This window comes from Borrelia parkeri, assembly GCF_023035815.1.
In the GTDB taxonomy this organism is placed as follows: Bacteria; Spirochaetota; Spirochaetia; order Borreliales; family Borreliaceae; genus Borrelia; species Borrelia parkeri.
In genome coordinates this window covers 1-21,900 of sequence record NZ_CP073164.1, presented here as the reverse complement: position 1 = coordinate 21,900, position 21,900 = coordinate 1, and the positions used below count along the sequence as shown (strand labels likewise).

Below are 21,900 nucleotides of genomic sequence, written 5' to 3'. Positions count from 1 at the left end.
CAGAGTAGTTATAAATAGAGATAGGAAATAATAAAGATGATATTATCGTTTTATGTGTTTAGGGATTATGCTCGTATGAAATATGTGTGCAAAAAAAAAGGAGCAGAAATGTGTTTCTTTGCTCCTAGTAGAGTTATTAAAGTTTTTTTAAGCATATAGTGCTTTATATTGTATCTAAAATTTCTTTAATCTCATTAGCTAATGTTTCTATTGTTGCAAATGAGGTTAAGAATTTTTGCTTATAGTTTTGATTTATATAATCCTTTAAGTTGGCAGCATTACTTTTAATTTGATCTTTGTCATTCTTAAAATCATTGTAAATTGTTTCTGCATCTTTAATATGTATCTGTCTTTCTGCTGTAAGTTTATCAAACTTTTGATCAAGTTCTTGTAACTGATTGGGTGATAAAATGTTGAGTTTATTGACCTTTTTAATTAGTTCTGCAAATGCAACTTCAAAGTAATTGTGAGTGTATTCTTTTATTTCATCTGCAATCTCTTGAAGTAAATGATTGTATTCATTTAAGTTGAACTGTGATGGGCTAGTACTCTCAGTAGCAGAAGCTGCTAATTTATTAAGTACTTCTCCAAGATTTCTAATCAGATTTTCATTATACTCAAAAGCCAAATAGATTTTTGATCTGGCTGGTTTATTTTCTAGATATGAATATTTAACGGAATTTTCATAATCCTTAGGCTTCTCATAAATCATACCGAATACTTTATTATGACCCTTCATTCCATATTGAGTTCCCCCATATCCTTCTGGGTCTAGTCTATGTTCCTCATCACCATCCTCAATCCAATCATAATGGGTGTAAGCATATAACATCTTTTCGTGTTTTTGAGCTCTTAATTTTAATTTAAAGATTATAGATTCTTGTTTATGTTGTTTGAGTTTTTCTTCTATTGATTGAATAGAGTTATATTTTGTTTGTAATTGATTAGCTCTGTCCCCTCCAGTTTTTGAATTGCAGGCAAAGAACACTAAGAGTGGTAAAATAAACGTTATAGTAAATATATCAAAAATATGTTTCACAATATTCTCCTTGTTTTTAAAATTAAAAGCTAACTAATACTAAAATTAATACTAATTAGTCATTTAATTAAAATTATTCGTATATTTATTAATATAAATTTAAGAAATACCATTAAAAAATATCGATAGTTATTAACTAACATTATATGTTTATAACATTATATATTTATCTTGATTATTAAATCAACGTTTTAATTTGAGATAATTTATGCAGATGTAGTTATGAATAGAGATAGGAAATAATAAAGATGATATTATCGTTTTATGTGTTTAGGGATTATGCTCGTATGAAATATGTGTGCAAAAAAAAAGGAGCAGAAATGTGTTTCTTTGCTCCTAGTAGAGTTATTAAAGTTTTTTTAAGAATATAGTGCTTTATATTGTATCTAAAATTTCTTTAATCTCATTAGCTAATGTTTCTATTGTTGCAAATGAGGTTAAGAATTTTTGCTTATAGTTTTGATTTATATAATCCTTTAAGTTGGCAGCATTACTTTTAATTTGATCTTTGTCATTCTTAAAATCATTGTAAATTGTTTCTGCATCTTTAATATGTATCTGTCTTTCTGCTGTAAGTTTATCAAACTTTTGATCAAGTTCTTGTAACTGATTGGGTGATAAAATGTTGAGTTTATTAACCTTTTTAATTAGTTCTGCAAATGCAACTTCAAAGTAATTGTGAGTGTATTCTTTTATTTCATCTGCAATCTCTTGAAGTAAATGATTGTATTCATTTAAGTTGAACTGTGATGGGCTAGTACTCTCAGTAGCAGAAGCTGCTAATTTATTAAGTACTTCTCCAAGATTTCTAATCAGATTTTCATTATACTCAAAAGCCAAATAGATTTTTGCTCTGGATTGTTTGTTTTTTAGATATGAATATTCAACGGAATTTTCATAATCCTTAGGCTTCTCATAAATCATATCGAATACTTTATTATGACCCTTCATTCCATATTGAGTTCCCCCATATCCTTCTGGGTCTCGTCTATATTGCTCATCACCATCCTCAATCCAATCATAATGGGTGTAAGCATATAACATCTTTTCGTGTTTTTGAGCTCTTAATTTTAATTTAAAGATTATAGATTCTTGTTTATGTTGTTTGAGTTTTTCTTCTATTGATTGAATAGAGTTATATTTTGTTTGTAATTGATTAGCTCTGTCCCCTCCAGTTTTTGAATTGCAGGCAAAGAACACTAAGAGTGGTAAAATAAACGTTATAGTAAATATATCAAAAATATGTTTCACAATATTCTCCTTGTTTTTAAAATTAAAAGCTAACTAATACTAAAATTAATACTAATTAGTCATTTAATTAAAATTATTCGTATATTTATTAATATAAATTTAAAAAATACCATTAAAAAATATCGATAGTTATTAACTAACATTATATGTTTATAACATTATATATTTATCTTGATTATTAAATCAACGTTTTAATTTGAGATAATTTGTGCAGATGTAGTGATGAATAGAGATAGGAATAGAGATAGAAAATAATAAAGATGATATTATCATTTTATGTGTTTAGTGGTTATGCTCGTATGAAATATGTGTGCAAGAAAAAGGAGCAGAAATGTGTTTCTTTGCTCCTAGTAGAGTTATTAAAGTTTTTTTAAGAATATAGTTCTTTATATTGTATCTAAAATTTCTTTAATCTCATTAGCTAATGTTTCTATTGTTGCAAATGAGGTTAGGAATTTTTGCTTATAGTTTTGATTTATATAATCCTTTAAGTTGGCAGCATTACTTTTAATTTGATCTTTGTCATTCTTAAAATCATTGTAAATTGTTTTTGCATCTTTAATATGTATCTGTCTTTCTGCTGTAAGTTTATCAAACTTTTGATCAAGTTCTTGTAACTGATTGGGTGATAAAATGTTGAGTTTATTAACCTTTTTAATTAGTTCTGCAAATGCAACTTCAAAGTAATTGTGAGTGTATTCTTTTATTTCATCTGCAATCTCTTGAAGTAAATGATTGTATTCATTTAAGTTGAACTGTGATGGGCTAGTATTCTCAGTGGCAGAATCCGCTAATTTATTAAGTACTTTTCCAAGATTTCTAATCAGGTTTTCATTATACTCAAAAGCCAAATAGATTTTTGATCTGGCTGGTTTATTTTCTAGATATGAATATTTAAAGGGATATTCATAATTCTTAGGCTTCTCATAAATCATACCGAATACTTGATCATTTCCTCTCATTCCATATTGACTTCTCCCATATCCTTCTGGTGCTCCTCTATATAGCTCATCACCATCCTCAATCCAAGCATAATGGGTGTGAGCATATAACATCTTTTCGTGTTTTTGAGCTCTTAATTTTAATTTAAAGATTATAGATTCCTGTTTATGTTGTTTGAGTTTTTCTTCTATTGATTGAATAGAGTTATATTTTGTTTGTAATTGATTAGCTCTGTCCTCTCCAGATTTTGAATTGCAGGCAAAGAACACTAAGAGTGGTAAAATAAACGTTATAGTAAATATATCAAAAATATGTTTCACAATATTCTCCTTGTTTTTAAGATTAAAATCTAATTAATACTAATATAAATTTAAAAAATACCATTAAAAAATACCATTAAAAAAATCCCAATTATTATTAATTAATATTACATATTTATAACATTATATATTTATATTGATTATTAAATCAACGCTTTAAATTGAGATAACTTAAGATAATTTGTGCAGATGTAGTGATGAATAGAGATAGGAATAGAGATAGAAAATAATAAAGATGATATTATCATTTTATGTGTTTAGTGGTTATGCTTGTATGAAATATGTGTGCAAGAAAAAGGAGCAAAGATGTGTTTCTTTGCTCCTAGTAGAGTTATTAAAGTTTTTTTAAGCATATAGCGTTTATATTGTATCTAAAATTTCTTTAATCTCATTAGCTAATGTTTCTATTGTTGCAAATGTTTGTGTAAAGACTTCTTGATGTTCGTCTTCTATGTACTTTATTAAATTATCTTGTGTACCTATTGTAGTATTAGCATCTTTGAATTTATTTTGTATTTCATCTGCTCGTGTTCTGATTAATTGTCTTTTCTCTTCAAGTCTTCTAAATTTACTTTGAAGTTCTTCTAGCGCCTCTAGACTTAAACTTGTAAGTTTATCTTTTTTGTTTTTTAGTGTTGTTAATGCAACTTCAAAGTAATTTGTGGCAAGCTTACTTGTTGCTTCTATGATCTCTTTCAGCAATAAATATTGTTTGTTTTGCGGGCTAGCAACCGCACCTTGTGCTAGTGTATTTAGAATCTTGCCAAAGGATACAATGGAAGATTCGTGATACTCTAAGGCCAGGTAAAAATTTCTTCTTGCATTCTTGTTGTCAGTATGACTGTATGGTTTGTTATCTTTTTTCAGTATATCAAATGCTTTGTTTTGGGAAACGCTATCATGCATTTGAAATTGTTCAGAACCTTCTTCATTCCAATTTTGATTTGCATGGATGCTTAGTGCTATTTGAGCATTACTAACCCTTGTATTTAATTCATAAATTGCATTGTTTCTTATCTGATCTTTCAATTCTGTCAGTTTTGCTTTATACATTTCAGTGTCTTTACTAGTCTCTCCAGAATTTGGGTTGCAAGAAGTTAGAAAGATTAGAAATAATAATGATAAAATAAATGGTATATAAAATATGTGTTTCACAATACTCTCCTTATTTTTAAAATTAAAAGTTAATTAATACTAAAGTTAATTAATACTAATTAGTAATTTAGTTAAAATTGATTGTATAACTTAGTATTATAAATGGATAATAATTATTAATTAATAATTATTATATATTTATTTTGGTTTAAATATCAATAAGTAAAGGAAGATTTTTTATTTTTTTTTGTGAAGTTACTTGTAAATAAATGTTCAAGTCAATGTGTGTTTATCTTTTTTAAGATTTGGCTAATTTGATAGGCTGGTTCTTCTGTTTTTTTTATCAATTCTTTGAATTTATGCTTATAATTGTTTTTATTTATGTAGTTTCTTAAATCAGCACCACTAGTTTTAATTTTATCTTTGTCATTTTTAAAATCATTGTAAATTGTTTCTGCGTACATTTTGCAAGTATCTCTTATCTTTTGAAGTTCATCAAATTTGTCTTTAAGGTCGCTTAGGGTCTCTAGACTTAGAGAATTCAGTTTATCTTGCTTTTCATACAGTGGTATTAATGCAACTTCAAAGTAATTATGTGCATATTTTTTTGCTTCTGCTAGGATGTTTTCTATTAAAATATTGTATTCTGTTTTGATGTCATATTCATTTGGTGCATGATTAATGTTAGTATCAGCATTCTCTGCTAATTTATTTAGAATTTTTCCAAAATTTATAATGGCTGGTAGGCGGTGCTCAAAGGCTAAATAAATTAGCTTTCTAGCAGCCTTATTGCGATCACTTGAATAAATTTCACCATTATCGCTATTCTTAGCTACATAAAATGTTTGGCCTTGCTCATTTATTCCGTATAGATCGTTATTCTCTGTCCAAATATCATTTTTGTGTATCTTTAATGTATATTTGGCCCTTGTAGTTTTGCTTTTTAATATGGCGATTATAAATTTTTTTTGTCTTTTGAGTTCATCATCTGTTCTTGTTGTTTGCGCTTTTAAGATTTTTAAGGCTGCTTGCTTTGCGTCTTTTGCTTTCTTTAGTGCTTTTTCTAATTCTGAATTCTTTCCAAAATCCGATTTGCAGGTGGTAGTGATAAGTAAAGTGATTATAATAAGCGTTACAGTTAGTTTGTGCTTCAAAATATTTCCCTTGATTTTAAAATAAGCCAATTAACCATTATTATTTGATAATATTTATTAAATAATATTATATATTTATAGAGCTTTGATATCAAGTTTGTTTAAGAATAGCTATCAAAATATTTATTTGATATTAATTATTTTAATATGATGTTGCTAATTTGAGTGCCTAATGTTTTGATTTGTTCAATTGCCTCTTTAAAAATTTTTCTGTATTCATGATTAGTGATATATTCTCCTAATTCTTTAACACCCCCAGTTCTAATTCTACCTTTATCATTATTAAAATCATTGTAAATCGTTTCTGAGTACATTTTGCAGGTATCCTTTATTTTTTGAAGTTCATCAAGTTTGTTTAAAAGCGTTCTTAAATCACTAAGATTTAACGCATCAATTCTATTTTGTTTATCACTAAGTATTTTGAATGTACCCTCAAAGTAGTGAGCAAAATATTCATGAATATTTTCTATGATTTCTTTTAGTAAGGCGTTAGCCTGCTCTTGCTCAAGAGTTTTTTGTTTTGCCTGATCAGGTGGCAGGTAAGAATCCTTTGCAATTTTGTTAAGAATTTCTCCAAGAGATTGAATGTAAATATTTTTGTACTCAAAAACCAAGTAAATTTTCTCTCTAACCTTTTTATTATCGGCATGATGATATGGTTTTAGGCCTTGATGCAGTACATCAAATGTTTTATTATTGGAATTACTATCATGCATTCCAAATTGATCAGACGGTTCAATCCTATAATCATTGTTGTATATAATTAGTAGTCTTTCGATATCTTTAGTTTTGCGTTTTAGTTCAAGTTTGGCTTCATCAATTTCAAACTGTGTTTGTTGTTGATTCCATTTTTCTTTCAATTGTACTTCTAATTGTTTTGCCTTGTTTTCTATTTCTAGTTTTTCTCTCTCTATTTGTGCTTTTTCATTTTTTGCATCTTCTTTTTCCCTGTTTGACTTTTCTGATGTTTTTTGTGCTTCTTTTATTGCTGTTGCTGATAATATCACTGTTTTTAATGCTTTTTCAGTTGCTTCTTTTGCTGTTTTTAATTTAGCTTCTGCTATTATTGCTTTTGTTTTTGTTTTTTTTGTTTCTTTTACTATTTTTATTTCTTGTTCTTTTAGTGCTCTTTCTAATTTTTCAGTCTTGCCAAGATCTGCTTTGCAGGTAATAATAGTCATTGAAATAAGTATAACAGGCAATTTGTGCTTCAAAATATTCTCCTCTTTTTTAAAAATAAACCAATTAACAGCTATTATTTTATAATGTTTGTTTAAAGGGTATTATACATTTATTGGATTTTAATATCAATATTGCTAGATTAAGGTTGCTAATATAGCAATATTAATAGTTGTTTTGATATTGACTTTTAATAAGTTTTGAATGTAGGTGCTATATGGATATTGAAGTAGATGTTAAGTTAATGAGTGATATTAAATAAAAGCTTTTATATTATTGAAGTATATGTGTGATCTGTAAAGTTATATTTGTTATGATTTCAATTAATTCTTGAAGTTTTTGTATGTAGTTTTGATTATTTATGTAATTTATTATGTTTGTGTAATGACCGTCTTTAATATTATACTGATTATTGTGGTAGTCATCATATAGTGTTGTAAGGTGATTTTCAAAAATATTACTTTTTTGTTCAAGTTCATCGAATTTTTCTTGAAGATTGATTAAATTTTCAAGACTTAAAAAATTAAGATTATCTTGTTTTTTACGCAGTGTCATTAATGCGGTTTGAAAGTAAGCCATAGCATAATTAATTATTGAATCGGCGATCTCTGTGGTTTCATAATATAGATGAGCCAGCATTAATTTATGAAAAATTTCACCGTATTTTTGGATTTTGGTTTTATTGTATTTAAAAACTAAGTAAAAGTTTCTTCTGTCGTTAGCAGATCTCTCTTTATTTAAGAAGTATGTTTTGTGTGGATCATATTTTCTTCTGTCCGTTGATCTAAATCTTTTCAGGTCCTTCCATGTTTGTGATGAATGTGACATGCCAAATTGATCAATAGGTTCGGGCCAATTGGGATCTGTGTGTATATTTAATACTGTTTCGATATTCTCAATTTTAAGTTTTAATTTAGCAATTATGAACTGTTTTTGTTGTTGATTCATTTCTTCTGTTATTCTTATTGTTTGTTGTTTTGCTTCTAGTTTTGCATTTTGTGCTTGTTGCAATTCTTGTTTTGCAATTTCGCTTTCTGCTTTTGCTGATGTTGCGATTTTTTGTTTTGTGTCCTTTATTGATTCTGCTACTGTTGCTTCAGATTCTGTGATTTTTTGTACTTCCATTTCTGCTTCTACTTCTATTGCTTTTATTTTTGCTTCTACTTCTACATCTGCTCTTATTGTTTGCACTTCTAATGCTATTTGTTTTGCATCTTCTGCTTCTTGTAGTACTTTTTCTAATTTTGCAGTCTTACCAGGATCCATTTTACAGTTAAGAGTTATTAAGGTAAGGATAAAAATAACAACAGAAATGATGTATTTCAAAATATTCTCCTTATTCTTAAAAGCAAGCTAATTAACAGCTCATTTTACTTTATAAATTAGTTAATTAATAACCATCAGTTAATATTATATGTTTATTGAATTTGGATATCAAGGTACCGAATCTTTATAATAAAATCGCATGTCTGTATTATTGAATTGAAGTATTTGATTTAGTAGTTGTTTTTTTCTTGCGTCTTTTGCTTTTTTTATTTCTTCGTTTTCTGGCATTGTTGTTAATGCTTTGTTTATTGTTTCTTGTGCCTTTCTTTTTTTTTCTGCTTCTTTTTTTATTGCTTCTCTAATTTGACGTGCCTTTTTGTCTATTTCTGCCTTGCTTATGCTTGATTTACAAGAAATTAGGCTGATTAAAATGAGTGTGACAGAAATGATATATTTCAAAATATTCCCCTTATTTTTAGTTTTTAAGATTAAACTAACTTATGAATGCTATTTATAATAAGCATAATTGAATAACAAATTATTAACTTGTATTATATGTGGATTTAATTTAAATATCAAGTAAATATTGAGATAATAAGTGCACAAAATAATAATTTCTATTAGGATACAATATTATTTCATTTACACACGAATAAGAGAAGAACATTTATTCTTCTCTTACAATAAATTTTATAATGATATTTATATGTTTTATATCACATTTTTTATATCACATTAATTAATTAAGATAAGATAGTAAGGATCTCAGCAGCTGTGTTTTTAATTGTGTTAATGTCATTTACAAAGGTACCTTGTTTGCTTACTAGGTAATTTTGTATTTCAGTAGCGGTAGCAGTAGTTTTAAGTTTATGTGTAGCGGTACCAACTTCTTTGTCTGTATCGTAATCTGCTTTGATTTTATTTACTGCATTTATAATATTTTTTTTTGCTTCTTGAATTGCATTAATTTTATTTGACAGTGTTTGTAGCTTTTCAAGAGATAAGTTTTTAAGTTCATCTTTTTTGTTATTTAGTGTATAGAATACTTTTAAGTAATAAGCGTCAGCATACTCTCTCATACCATTTACGATTTCCTCTAGGATAGTCTTTATAGCAGGAGTTGCTGTAGCAGTTGCTGCCATTTTGTTAGCAAGTGTACCAAAAGCTTTAATGTAGTCTTTATTATATTCAAATGCTAGGTACATTTCTTTTCTGGCTATTTTACTATCAGCATCATTACCGTTATATAGTATAGCACCTGCTTGACCTTGGGGAGTATGTTGAATTACAGCAAATAGTTGATTGGCAGCAGTGAGGTCATATCCTTGTGAATTTTCGTCCCAATTATTATCATTATGTGTTGTTAGTATTTGCGTTGCCATTGGTAGTAATTTTTGTATATCTTCTACTATTTGTTGTTTTTGAGCCTCTTCTTTGTTTTTTGTTTCTTCCTCTGTCGGCTTTTTTGCCTGATCAGTTTTATTTGGATTGTTGTCACAAGCAATGAATAAAACCAAGCTTGCTAAAATAAATATAATAAAAACCTTATGTTTCACAATATTCTCCTTGTTGTTAAGATTAAACAAATTTATTAACCATTTTTATAAAAGTGTTAGTTAATAATTGTTATTAACTAGTATTGTATATGGATTTAATTTAAATATCAAGATAGCAATAGTTAAAAATAATAAAGTTTTATTATGATAATATTAATTAATCAAAAACCTGTATTCTTTTTTTTAAAGATAAAATTATATATAATTGTTTTGTATGTAAGTAATTATTATAGTTGGATTTTGATATTAAATTTTGTTTAAAGGGATATAAAAAAATGATCCATAGCTTAATTTTAAATTGTACAAATAAAATAATCAACATATAAAAAGCCCAATTGTGTTCTGTGTCCAGGTCCTACATAATGCAGATTGACCTATAAATTATAAATGTTAATCTTATTACCATGTAGGAAGAATCAATAAATGTTTTTGTTTCTTTATTATTTGTAATGTAATTATGTTTAAATAATGTTTATCTTTTATCTAAGATTGATTTGATGTCTTCACATATATAGTTGATTTTAATAGCTGCCTTTTGAAATTGTTCATGATACTTATTATCGATGGTTAGGTATTTTATTAGGTTAGCGATGTCACCAGTTTTAATTTTATTATGATCATTATTGAAGTCATCTTTGATTTTGTTCATAGCATTTTTAATCTCTTGTTTTGTATTTTCAAGTATCTTGAATTTGTTTGTAAGTTTTTTTAATGTAGAAAGACTTAAAGAGTTAAGCTTATTTTGTTTATTCATTAGTAGTGTAAATGTAACTAAAAAATAATTTCTAGCATATTGTCTTACTTGATTTATGACCTGTTTTAGGTATTGAATTTCTGTATTACTGGCTTTAATAGCACCTTCGGCTAATTTGTTAGCAATTTTCCCAAATTCTTTAATGGAGTTTGTGTGATACTCAAAAGCTAAGTAAACTTCTCTTCTGGCAAGTTTGTTATTCTTATATTTTATGTTATCATCAGTGGTAGTAACATCAAATAATTGGTTCTTTCCTTGCATGTTAAATTGATCACTGTCCTCTACCCATTTATTATCTTTGTGTATATTTATTATGTTGAATATATGCTTAATATTGTCATTTTTGTTTGTTAAATTGTCTATTAAAATCTTAATCTTTTTATCATTAATAACTGATTTGGGATCTGAATTATAACTTGAATCGCAAGCGATTAAAATAAAAGTTATGAAAATTAATGGGGTGAAAAAATAATTTTTCAAAGTATTCTCCTTGCTTTTAAAATCAAATTAATTTTTTGTTAATATCAATTATTGATTATATTGATTTGATTTTTAATATCAATAGGAAAAGTTAGAAAATTAAGTTGTTATTTAGAGCATGTGATTTTTTTTATAAACTTTTTAAGTGTTAGTTTTATTGATTTTATTTAAGTTCGCCTAAGATTTTTGCAATATTATTATTTATTGTATCAATTTTATTAAATGCGGTTGTAAAGTTCAATTTATAGTTACGAATTATGTGGGTTACTATTTTAGTTTTGTCAGTTTTAATGTTATTTTTATTTTTAATGTAATCATTTGTAATATTTTTGACGGTTTGTTTCCAATTCTGTTTTATCCTTTCAAGTTTGTCAAATTCTTCTTTAAGAAATTGTAGAGCATTAAAATTTAAAGATTGAAGTTGCTTTTCTTTATTAATGAGTAGTGTGAATGCAATTTCAAAATAATTGGAAGAGTATGTTATTGTCGCATTTATGATTGTTGTAAGCATAGCATTATTTTTATGAGTCGTAGTTGCTGCTATTTGGTTAAGAACTGCTCCGAAATCTCTGATTAGTATTTCATCATATTCCAAAGATAAATAAAATTTCCTTCTAATGGGCTTGTTTATAGTATCACTTGCTTTTTGATTATTCATTTTATTGTCAATCTTATCAAATGCCTTACCATTTCCTTTAAGTCCAAATTGAGTACTATCTTCGATCCAAGTATCATTGTTGTGTAAATCTAATATGGGTTTAATATTGTAAGCTTTTGTGCTTAGTGTATTTATTAAATCATTTTTGGCTTTTTTTATTGATTCTGGTTCTAAGCTAGCAAGAAATCTGCGTAAACCTACTATTCCTGTTTTTGGAAATAACTCGAGATCTGAATTACAGGTAGTTAGAGTAAAAATTGTTATAAAAGACATTATAAAAATTTTATTTTTCAAAACATTGTCCTTATTTTTAAAATTTTTATATATTTTAATTATGATTATTTATTTATTATTATTAAATAATATTATAGCATATATATTGTTACTATCAGTATGATATGCTTTATGTTAAGGCAAAAATTTTTCGATTTGTCTTTACTTAATTATAAAAGTATAATATTTAATATAAATTACTAATTTTAAATTACTAATTTAAAATTAGTAAAATTTTGTTAATATCACCAACTAATATGCCAATTTTAGGAATTTCCTTTTGAAATATATTGCCATATTTTTCTCTTATATATTCAATCAATTTTTGACTATCAGTTTTAATTCCATCTGCATCGTCATCATAGTTCTTGATGATATTATCTGCGGTGTTTTTCCACAATAACTTTAGTTTTGCAATTTCATCAAATTTGGTTTTAATTGTTTTTAAATCTTTAAACTTCAAAGAATCGAGTTTATCTTGAACATCTTTTATTTTATCGATTACCCGTTCAAATAAAAATTGAGAGTAAGCTCTTCCTGCATTTGTGATGTCTATGTGTAATTGTCCTCTGTTGATATCATCAGATGTTATTTGATTAAGGATGATCCCAAGCTTTCTAATTTTTACTTCATTGTAATTTAGAGATGAATAAAATTGTCTTCTATTACTTTGACTTTCAGGATCATTGTAGGCTTTCTGGCTGGGATTGCCTATGACAATTTTAAATACACCATTTTTCATTCCAAATTGATCCGCAGGCTCGTTCTTTTGAGTATTTTTTTTATCTTTCTCTATTAAAGCAGTGACATTTTGAACCTGTTTTCTTAAAAAGTCTATTAAGATCTGTTTTTCTTTTGTGTTAACTTCTTTTTTGCATTTTTGTTGTATCTGTTGTATTGATGATGTACCATCTTTATGTATTGACTGTGTACAGTCTTTTTGAGTCTTATAATTAAATCCTTTTGTTCTTTGTTCATTAAGGTCTGATTTGCAAGCGGTTAGAGTAAAAATTATTATAAAAGACATTATAAAAACTTTATTTTTCAAAATAATCTCCTTGCTTGTAAAATTTAACAAATATTAATTAATAATTTTATTAAATTATAATACGTATTATTTGATAATTATATATTATTTAATTTAAATATCAAAAGGATGAAAGGAAAAAGTTTAGTAAGTTATAATAATCTGATTAAATAATTAACATTGAATAATATGTAACATTCATTTTACAATTCTCAACTTGCACTTGGATTGTTTGTATATGTGGTTATTTGTCCTTGGAATAAGGAATAAATATTAAGATAGCTCATATAATTATATAAAATCAAATTTATAGTGAATTTGTTAAGATGGGGATGCATAAATTTATTACACTTGATCTATAGAAGCGTTATCATCATAATGAGCTTACTTATAAAGACTTAGAAAAGTTAGAGAAGAATTTTAATATTAAATTTGATTATCTAGATGATAAAATAGATGCATCTATGAAAGCATTAAATGAGAATATAAAAGAGACAAAAAATCTTGTTAGATGGATATTTGGTTTTACTTTTATTATTGCTATTATTATAGTAGCGGGCTTTATTTTCAAGTAAGCCTTACAGTTATATGTTTATTTATTACCAAAAATACTCAAGTTTCTTATACAAGAATTTATAAGTTTATTAAAGTAGATAGATATACCGAAATAATCTCGTAGAGACACCCTTTCAGTATATCATTCATATATAATATCATTAATAATCATTATTAAAGCATAGTTCAATTATTCCTGCTGCAGTGTTTATGGAGTTGGCAGCTTCTTTTAGAGATGTTAAAGCTTCTTTAAGCTTGTTTGGAGCTTTATCTAAATTATCTCTTAACTCATTATGGACTCCATTAAAAAAATATCTACTTATATTTGTCATAATAATCTTTATGCATGATCTCATGATATCGTTTACCCCAGATTCATTAATATAAATCCGTAGTTCTGGATTTTGTGTGTTAAATTCCTCTATTACCTTTTTAATATCTAGTTCTCTGGTATTATTAATTCCTTTGGTAGCTATGTCTAATAACTTATCCAGTAATGATATCATTTTTACTCCACTATCTATGTTACTTTTGATTACATTTGCCACAGGACCGTTGTATCCTGCGTTTAGTAATGCCTTAAATGCCGTTTCAATCTTTTCAGCAGCATTTTTGATTGCTTTAACGGGATTTGGGATATCATTTACTTCTAATTTTGCTTTATTTTTGATTATTCTAAAATTATTAATTTCTTTCTTAGAATCTTCAGAATTTGCTTTTGCTTCAGCAGCAATCTTGGCGAGCTCTTCTTCACTTAAAGCTTTAATTTCACCTACTGTTAATCCTGTAATTTTACTTACGTGTCCTGTAATAGATTTTGCTACAGATTTTGCGTTTTCTTGTGCTAATTTAGTCTCACTTTCTGCTTTTAGTCTTTTATTATCTAATTTACAATTGATTGTAAGTAGCAATGCTACAATACTTATTACTTTTACATACCCCATATAATATCTCCTTTGACAATTAAATATACTTCATAAATCTGATAGTACTTGGTAAATATTTATTAAAATGTGTTTTACTTAAATTACCGCTTTAACTTTTCGATTTGCTTAATTTGCAGAAATGGGGAGTGACGTAATATTTGAATTAAATTGGCCAATTAAAGAAGATAACAATGCAGTTATTTAGGAAATAAATATAAAAAAGCCCCTTGATAAAGGGGATATTTAAAAGAATGTATAAAACATTGTGAGTAAACAATCTTCCTTTTGAAAAATTAAAGTATTTGGTAATTAATTATTAATTCAAAAATTATTTGTTTTCAAGTTTTTTTTAAAAAAGTTTTAAAATTTTTTGGAATTTCTTTTTTATAAATAATTTTTAACCTTAATTACTTGATAGTAATGAATGAGTGTTGGATCTTAATATTTATTATTATATAATAATAAATATACTGGTTTTAGTATTTATTAATATTATTAAGTTAGTTGCGAGTTTTAAAAAAGAAGAATCAACGACATCTCTAACTGGTGATTTAGTAAAAAGTTGCCTAATTAAATTACTTGAAGGTTTTGATTTGTGATGAAAGTTTTTAGGGATTTTGAAAAAGTTATAACATCTGTTGATATGTGATAAGATAGGGTCTAAGAGATATAAAGAGTTAAGAGAACTAATAATAGTATTACCTAATCAAATATTTGATAGCGATTTTTTCACTGTTAATGAAAAAGAAGATTTAATGAAGCTAAAAGTATAAAACCAGAATAATATTCCACGCTGGGTATTATTTTAGTCTAAAATAAAAGGATTATGTATAAGTAAGGAATTAGGTATGAAGGTATATAAGATTAAATTATTATTATTGTTGTTGTTAATTGGTTGTGGTTTGTTTCAAAATGACTTTCAATTTCGTTATTCATTTGTTGAAGATATTGGAGAAAAAAATTTTGATCTAACTGCTGAAGAGAAAAGAGCTATAGATTATTTTAAAGATACATTAATGAATTTTAAGCATTTTATACCTGGTATACATAAAAAGTATTATAAAACGTATACCAGTGCTGAGTTTTATAGTTTATTATCTAGATTTGATAAACAGGGTACTAAAGCAGTTGCTAGAAGCATTGTGGCAGTTTTAAAAGCACAGGCCGAAGCTAAGAATGCTGTCAGTAAGATAGGGGATTTAATTGAACGAGAGGTATTTGAGCAGCTTGAGTTAAGGCAGGGTTGGTATAAAAAGGTATTAAAAGTGACATGCAATGATCCTTCGTTGTCATATGCTGAGCTTATTGAACGTAATCTGAATGTAGCAGACGTATTTGAAAAAATTAAGATAAGTGCAGAGGTCGCCTCTAAAATATATGATACCTTTAATTTGGGTCTTTATGAAAAAAGAGTTATTCGGTATATTTTAGTTTTATCATTTGTTCCCGGTGAAGATGATGAGTCTGGAGTAAATGTGAATCCATATACTAAATATAAACTTTATGAGTTACTAGTGTCTTCTCCTTTTGGTGCTGCTAACCTTAAAAAGGTTGTAGCAACCATGAAAAATACTATTAAAAACTTATACGCAGCTGAGACATTTATTGATAAAGTAAAAGATGATGTTGAGAAAAATAATTTGAAAGAGCAGTTTAATCGTCAGAAGGATTTATATGATCAGGAGTTAAAACCCGTATTAAAAGATCCTGATAAATTATTTGCTAAGCTTACTAGTGATGTATTTGCTCGTTTAAATCATAGTGTTGCAGGCGAGTTTGAAAGACTTAAACGAGAAGCACAAGCAAAAAGTTAGTGTAAACAGTGGGTCTTAAAACTGAAATAATGGGATTTATTTTACATAAAAAAGGAGATTATTTATTGATTCTGATAGAACTTAAGCAGATTTAACCCCTGAATAGAAAAAGTTTATATATTACTTTCGAGACGTATTAACTATTTTTGCAATTATTCTAGGTAATGAAGTAGAAGTAGTATTTTCTGATGAGGATTTTATGTTATATTATCATTTCCTCTGTTTAGTGTTGTTAAAATTGAAGGAGCTTTAAGCAATATTATAGATAGTCTTGAATTACAATAAAGGGATTGTTGCAGTTGTTGATAATGTACAATATGAGACCTAAAGAAGTGGGTTGCTGCAAGGATTAATGAGGAGAATAGTACTTATAAAGTCAAGTTGAAAAGTTATTTAGTGATTCTGCTCAATCATATGCTAAGCTTATGGGTGTGGTCTTTGCTAATTTTAATCTTTGCTGTATAAGCCTGTTAGAGAGAATTCAGATAGATTTAGGGGTAATTATTAGAGAGATCAGAAAATAGGGGGTTATTACTAAGTATTTATTGCATGTAAATAAAAAAGTAGAAATGAAATAAACATGAAGATCAGTCAGAGTGAATTATTACTAATATTATTATTAATTAGTTGTAATATGAATAAAAAAAACGCTATAGATGAGTATCATACTATTAATTTTCCAATAAATAGAACATTTAAGAGTGTGAATGATCATAATAATTTTAGATTTGATGAATTATTTTCTCAATTTGATTTAACTGATTACCAAATAAGTGTTATTTTGTATTTAAAAAGTGTATTAACTGATTCTGAGTTTGTTGTACGTGATTCAGATGGGGTGATGGTAAAAACGTATGATAATCATGATTTTTATAAGCTATTATCTACTATTTTTGGTGCTCTTAAAACCAAAATGGTTGTTGGAAACATTGCAGTTACTTTTAATGCAAAAGTAGCTGCTGAAGTAGCTGTTGCAAAGGTCCAAAAGGAAGTTGAAAAAAACGCATTAAGTGAACGATTTGTAAAGATTAATAATGATTATAGAGAAGCGTTAAAATTGGCATGTGATGATCCTAAGCAGGCATATACTAAGCTTATTGATAGTCACTTTACTAAATTGAATATGGATGCAGATATTAAGTTTAAGGCAATTGAGTATGATTCGGCGTTGATTGCCAAAATATTTGACAAATTTAATTTAACTACTGAGGAGAAAAGAGCCGTTTATTACTTGAGAGATGTAATAATTGATTCCAAGTTTATTGTATTTTATTATGTAGGTCATGAACCTAAACACAGTTTAAAAACATATACTAGCAATGATTTTCATTATCTGATATCTAAAATTATTTTTGTTACTAATAAATTCAAAATGGTTACTAATAATGTTATGGAAACTCTTAAAGCTCAGGACGAAGCTTTAGCAGCTATAAACATGATAAATGATATATCTGAGAAAGATAGATTAAATGCTAATTATTTGAAAATTGACAATGATTATAAAGAAGCGTTAAAACTTGCATTTTATGATCCTGATAAAGTGTGCGCTGAGCTTATTTCAATGAATTATGCAAATAAATTCGAAGAAATTAAGATCGAAGCGCGTGTCAGAGATAAATCTTAAGTGTTAAAAGAAATTCAATATTTTATTTATGAATAACGAACTTAAATTTCTAAAACGGACATTATTCTTTCAAAGAAATAGTTTGCATCTTGAATCCCATTGATGTAAAGATAATAATCAGTATATAACTGACCTTTTATATATTGTAATGCTTGTTCTTTTTTTTGTTCCAAAGTTTGATTTGAGTCTTTAAAATTGCTAGATGAAAAGCTTGTAAGAGTTCCATTGTTAATAGACTTTAACATTATGTGCAATTTTTGAAGGAATTGTTTAGTCTTAATATTTCCAAGCTCATCAAATAATTTATTTAATTGAGTTTTATCGTACTCAGAGTTTAGTGTTTTTTTAAGCTTATCTTGCAGATTAGAATTTTTTTGGGGTTGTGCTAAATTTTCTAAAATACTTTTCTGTTGTTTTTCTAGGATACTTCGGTGATTTTTATCTTGAAGTAAATCTTTAAAGGTAATAAGTGCTTGTTTTTGATTATTATCAAGGGTATTTAATAAACTAGTCTCTGAATTTTTATTCTTACTTAATAAACCACAGTTAACAAGACTTAATAAGAGAATTGTTAGTAAACATTTTTTTTTCATTAATTTTATCTCCTTTAAAATAAATATATCGCAATTTGCTTTAAAAAAACATTAATATATTAATCAACAAAGATAGACTATAAATGTAGCCTATCTTTGTTGTAAATTAAAAATAACATTTATGTAATCTAATTTTTGAAGTATCAATTTACATTATTTTATAGCTTGTTTGATTAACCCTTTTGCTTCCTTTAAATACTTCTCTACTTCTGAAAATTTGGGTCTGCTTAAGCCTGTGCTTTTTATGTAGGCATCATAAGTAGTAGTTGTACTTTCAATTGCTTTTATAAGATCGTATAGTTCACCTTTAGCCAAGTATAATTTTTGATCTGCATAAGTGGTATAGCTTGCAGAAGTTTGTGTTACGGGTTCGTAAGAATTTTCTACTGCATTATCAATTGCTGTTCGTGTATCGTCAACTTCTTTCAAAATTTCTTTAAGTGTTTGTGCTAGCTTTTCTTTACTAAACTGGCTCAATTTTGCTTTAGCATTTTTTCTGTCGTCTGAGGTAGAATAACCACTTATGCTCATAGTAGCTTGAAATTCGACTTGATCTCTATCGTCTTTGATTTTTTGAATCAACTTAAGTGCAGAATTAACAGTTTTTTCAGCTTCTTCTAATTGATCATAATATTCATATTGAGGGCTATCTTCTACTTCTTCTGTAATAGGATTAGCGTAACCTGAAATTGTTGTTGGTATTGAGTAATAAGTGTACTCGTAGTTACCTGAGTATCCTCCACTACTTAAATCACTAAGAGTGCCTGTAGTACCACTTAGACTGACTGTAGGTATTGTAAGCTCTGGTGTTGACTCTCTTTCTTGACTGTTAAGAGAAGTTGAATCATTACTGCTGACAATATCAACAGACAAATTTTTTCTTTCTTTTTCTTGAAGTGTACTTTGGGTCATAGAATCTGAAACTAATATACCATTGACACTAGGGACATAAACACCAGCAATAGGTCCATTGTCTTGTGATGATTCTTGAGTGTTTACTTTTCCTCTTTCCATACCTTTTTTACGTTTTTTTCTAATTTTTTTTAAAGATCTTTTAATTAATTTACTTGGCTTATCAGAAGTATTGCTGATAGCTTGATTTTTAGCATCTAAGATAGAATGAACCTTATCAAGTAGACCAGCAGATTTTTTTTGTATATCTTTGTCAAATAGTAAATCACAACTAATAAAACTTATCAATATAAGTGCAAATAAACATTGTTTTTTTAATTGCATCGTTACCTCCTTAGAGCAAAAATATATAGCAATAAGTGTATAAACCAAGTAAATAGTTCGAATTGTGATGTGTTAAGGGCTAAAGTTTTGCAAACTATTGACATAGAGTAGCTTATATATCGTACAGTTCATTATTTGTTAAACTAGATTGATATTTTAAAAGGAGTAGGAGCCCTTTAATAAGGCTATTTATAAAAGATTTATTAATTTATATATTAGATTAGTGAGTTGGCCCCGGGTATATTCAATATATATGGAATATATGGAAGTTTAAGAAAGCATGTGGTAAAGGATTCTTTATTCCTGCAATTTTACCCTTAGCTAAATGGTATAAAACTAAATTTAGTTTAAAAAATATTAGCAAATATTTAAATCTAAAATCAATCTTACAAATATTATGATATGGGATTGTTATAGTAGTATCTTATACAAGATTAACAAATTTAGACTAACATTAGTCGTTCTTCGATTGTTGATGTTACCATAAACTCAAATCATCAGGTGTATATTTTTATGTTTGCATTTTTGCTTTTGAATAAAAACCCTCAAAATATTGGGAAAATATAAAATAAGACTTATATTTATATGAGTGGATAAAATATAATAAGTTATATTACTTTCTTAAATAAAAATACAAAGATGTTATATCCCTTATATAAGGAGTGTAATAATGAGAAAAATTATTTTTATTAGCTTATTATTATTTTCTTGTGATTTTAAAAAAATAAAAAAAATGTCAATAGATTTTAAGAATAATGAGAGTCAAAAAACTTCAGTAAAAGCTGAAAAAAAGGAGCTACAAGCGGATGATCCAATTTCATTTAACCCACAATTAAATCAACCATCTTTAGAGCAGGTACAAAAGGAAAAGACAATTAAAAAATCGGATGAAAAACAAAAATTACCAGATCAAAATTCAAAATCAAAAAAAGATAGTGGTGATGATAGTGCAAAATCTGGTTCAGTTCCAAATAAACCAGTATCATCGGAAAAGTTAGAAGCTAATAAAACTCCTTCAAAAGATTTAATTTCAATGGTATCTACACCAGTAGTAGAATCAATACCAAAACAACTAGAATCACAAAAACAAAAAAAATCAAAATCAAACCCAAAGTTAAAGGTATCTGTAGATAATCAAGAATCTTTTAAAGAATATAAAATTCAAGATACTAATGATGCAAGTGCTAATGATGTTATGATGTACGAAGTTTCATTAGGTATTAAAGATGGAAAGGATGAAAATATTACTAATAAAAGTTCTGATTATAACTTTAATAACTGGAAGCTATTTTTTGCAAAATTTAACAATGGAGCTATTTTTGTTATCACAAATAATTATACATGGGGTACTGGTTTTAGAGTAGGACATAATAATTACATAAAAGATGGGCCACAAGGAATTGGTTTAGATTTAGAACACAAGCACCTTTCTAAACTTAAAAATGCAATGACTACTACTGGTGAAGTATTTGAAGCTACAACTTATGATGATATGGAAAATGAAATTAATATAAGGATTAATAAAAGTAATAGTTCAGACTATGTCTTTCTTAAATTTGAAGTTACTAATTCTATTGAGAATCATTCTGATAGCGATAATGAAGAGGAAAAAGAATTTGATAGTTTTAATAAAATTAAAAATTTCTTATCAGGAAAATCATTTGTAGTTAAAAAATCAGATTTGACTAGGTTCATAAATATTATTGAATAATCAAAAGAAAAACTCTATTAAAAATATAGGAGCAAATTCTATGATCATGCCATCAAGGAAAAAATTGCTTTTATATTTAATATTAATTACATTTTGGGTGCCTTTTTCATTGCAAGATCTTTCTCAAGAACCAAGATATCTTTCATGTCTTCATTATGTATATCATCTTCTTGTTTATGATCTTTTTTCTTTTTATGTATTTTAACATCAAAGGCGAAAAGATTAATTCAGAATTTGTTTCTGATATTATTAAAATGGAAAAATTAGCTATTTTCATTTTAATAATATCATGAGTAAAATGTTTAAATTATTGGTGAAAATAAAGTCAATAATAATTTCTAATTTATTAAAATTTTATTTTTGAATTTCATGTTATTTCTTTTTAAATTTAATTTAAAGTATAGCGCAATATTTGGAAAAGTTAATTTATACTATTAACAATTAAAT

18 protein-coding genes are annotated in these 21,900 nt (G+C 26.8%); 3 read left to right on the top strand and 15 right to left on the bottom strand.

Features of this window, described 5'->3' with window-relative positions:
* Positions 1 to 163: 163 nt before the first annotated feature.
* The 13 genes from bpSLO_RS05370 to bpSLO_RS05305 form a co-directional block, all read right to left on the bottom strand.
* Positions 164 to 988 (bottom strand): virulence associated lipoprotein, encoded by an 825-nt coding sequence (locus bpSLO_RS05370; protein ID WP_246989921.1) that lies wholly within the window; start codon positions 986 to 988, stop codon positions 164 to 166.
* A gap of 426 nt (positions 989 to 1,414) precedes the next feature.
* Complete coding sequence (locus bpSLO_RS05365; RefSeq protein ID WP_246989920.1) at positions 1,415 to 2,239, bottom strand: virulence associated lipoprotein; 825 nt, start codon at positions 2,237 to 2,239, stop codon at positions 1,415 to 1,417.
* Between the two features lie 437 nt (positions 2,240 to 2,676).
* Positions 2,677 to 3,501 (bottom strand): virulence associated lipoprotein, encoded by an 825-nt coding sequence (locus bpSLO_RS05360; RefSeq protein WP_246989919.1) that lies wholly within the window; start codon positions 3,499 to 3,501, stop codon positions 2,677 to 2,679.
* Positions 3,502 to 3,912: 411 nt separating this feature from the next.
* Positions 3,913 to 4,707, bottom strand: a complete 795-nt coding sequence (locus bpSLO_RS05355; protein WP_246989918.1) for a virulence associated lipoprotein — start codon at positions 4,705 to 4,707, stop codon at positions 3,913 to 3,915.
* A 218-nt stretch (positions 4,708 to 4,925) separates the two neighbouring features.
* On the bottom strand, positions 4,926 to 5,801 hold the full coding sequence (locus bpSLO_RS05350; protein WP_025375836.1) for a virulence associated lipoprotein: 876 nt from the start codon (positions 5,799 to 5,801) through the stop codon (positions 4,926 to 4,928).
* A gap of 137 nt (positions 5,802 to 5,938) precedes the next feature.
* A complete protein-coding gene (locus bpSLO_RS05345; RefSeq protein ID WP_025375835.1) occupies positions 5,939 to 7,015 on the bottom strand; it encodes a virulence associated lipoprotein in 1,077 nt (358 codons plus the stop codon).
* 238 nt (positions 7,016 to 7,253) lie between these two features.
* Positions 7,254 to 8,306 (bottom strand): CRASP family complement regulator-acquiring lipoprotein, encoded by a 1,053-nt coding sequence (locus bpSLO_RS05340; protein ID WP_246989917.1) that lies wholly within the window; start codon positions 8,304 to 8,306, stop codon positions 7,254 to 7,256.
* Between the two features lie 108 nt (positions 8,307 to 8,414).
* A complete protein-coding gene (locus tag bpSLO_RS05335) occupies positions 8,415 to 8,705 on the bottom strand; it encodes a hypothetical protein (RefSeq protein WP_246989916.1) in 291 nt (96 codons plus the stop codon).
* Positions 8,706 to 8,989: 284 nt separating this feature from the next.
* Complete coding sequence (locus tag bpSLO_RS05330; RefSeq protein WP_025375832.1) at positions 8,990 to 9,802, bottom strand: virulence associated lipoprotein; 813 nt, start codon at positions 9,800 to 9,802, stop codon at positions 8,990 to 8,992.
* Between the two features lie 472 nt (positions 9,803 to 10,274).
* Positions 10,275 to 11,036, bottom strand: coding sequence for a virulence associated lipoprotein (locus tag bpSLO_RS05325; RefSeq protein WP_025375831.1), 762 nt, complete (start codon positions 11,034 to 11,036; stop codon positions 10,275 to 10,277).
* A gap of 163 nt (positions 11,037 to 11,199) precedes the next feature.
* Complete coding sequence (locus bpSLO_RS05320; protein WP_025375830.1) at positions 11,200 to 11,988, bottom strand: complement regulator-acquiring protein; 789 nt, start codon at positions 11,986 to 11,988, stop codon at positions 11,200 to 11,202.
* Positions 11,989 to 12,181: 193 nt separating this feature from the next.
* Positions 12,182 to 13,015 (bottom strand): complement regulator-acquiring protein, encoded by an 834-nt coding sequence (locus tag bpSLO_RS05315; RefSeq protein ID WP_246989915.1) that lies wholly within the window; start codon positions 13,013 to 13,015, stop codon positions 12,182 to 12,184.
* Between the two features lie 695 nt (positions 13,016 to 13,710).
* The gene (locus bpSLO_RS05305; RefSeq protein WP_246989914.1) at positions 13,711 to 14,493 is read right to left on the bottom strand and encodes a hypothetical protein; all 783 of its coding nucleotides are present in this window, start codon (positions 14,491 to 14,493) and stop codon (positions 13,711 to 13,713) included.
* An 830-nt stretch (positions 14,494 to 15,323) separates the two neighbouring features.
* Here bpSLO_RS05305 and bpSLO_RS05300 point away from each other — a divergent pair.
* Together bpSLO_RS05300 and bpSLO_RS05295 are read left to right on the top strand one after the other, a co-directional pair.
* Positions 15,324 to 16,289 carry a BTA121 domain-containing protein surface lipoprotein gene (locus tag bpSLO_RS05300; protein ID WP_025375827.1) on the top strand — a complete coding sequence of 322 codons (966 nt, stop codon included), beginning with the start codon at positions 15,324 to 15,326 and terminating at the stop codon, positions 16,287 to 16,289.
* A gap of 634 nt (positions 16,290 to 16,923) precedes the next feature.
* The gene (locus tag bpSLO_RS05295; protein WP_032493060.1) at positions 16,924 to 17,913 is read left to right on the top strand and encodes a BTA121 domain-containing protein surface lipoprotein; all 990 of its coding nucleotides are present in this window, start codon (positions 16,924 to 16,926) and stop codon (positions 17,911 to 17,913) included.
* A gap of 41 nt (positions 17,914 to 17,954) precedes the next feature.
* Here bpSLO_RS05295 and bpSLO_RS05290 read toward each other — a convergent pair whose 3' ends face one another.
* Both bpSLO_RS05290 and bpSLO_RS05285 read right to left on the bottom strand, forming a co-directional pair.
* Positions 17,955 to 18,506 (bottom strand): hypothetical protein, encoded by a 552-nt coding sequence (locus tag bpSLO_RS05290; RefSeq protein ID WP_246989913.1) that lies wholly within the window; start codon positions 18,504 to 18,506, stop codon positions 17,955 to 17,957.
* 153 nt (positions 18,507 to 18,659) lie between these two features.
* Complete coding sequence (locus tag bpSLO_RS05285) at positions 18,660 to 19,742, bottom strand: hypothetical protein (RefSeq protein ID WP_032495657.1); 1,083 nt, start codon at positions 19,740 to 19,742, stop codon at positions 18,660 to 18,662.
* A gap of 670 nt (positions 19,743 to 20,412) precedes the next feature.
* Here bpSLO_RS05285 and bpSLO_RS05280 point away from each other — a divergent pair.
* Positions 20,413 to 21,453: a hypothetical protein gene (locus tag bpSLO_RS05280; RefSeq protein WP_246989912.1), complete on the top strand. Its 1,041-nt coding sequence runs from the start codon at positions 20,413 to 20,415 to the stop codon at positions 21,451 to 21,453.
* The last annotated feature ends 447 nt before the right edge of the window (positions 21,454 to 21,900 follow it).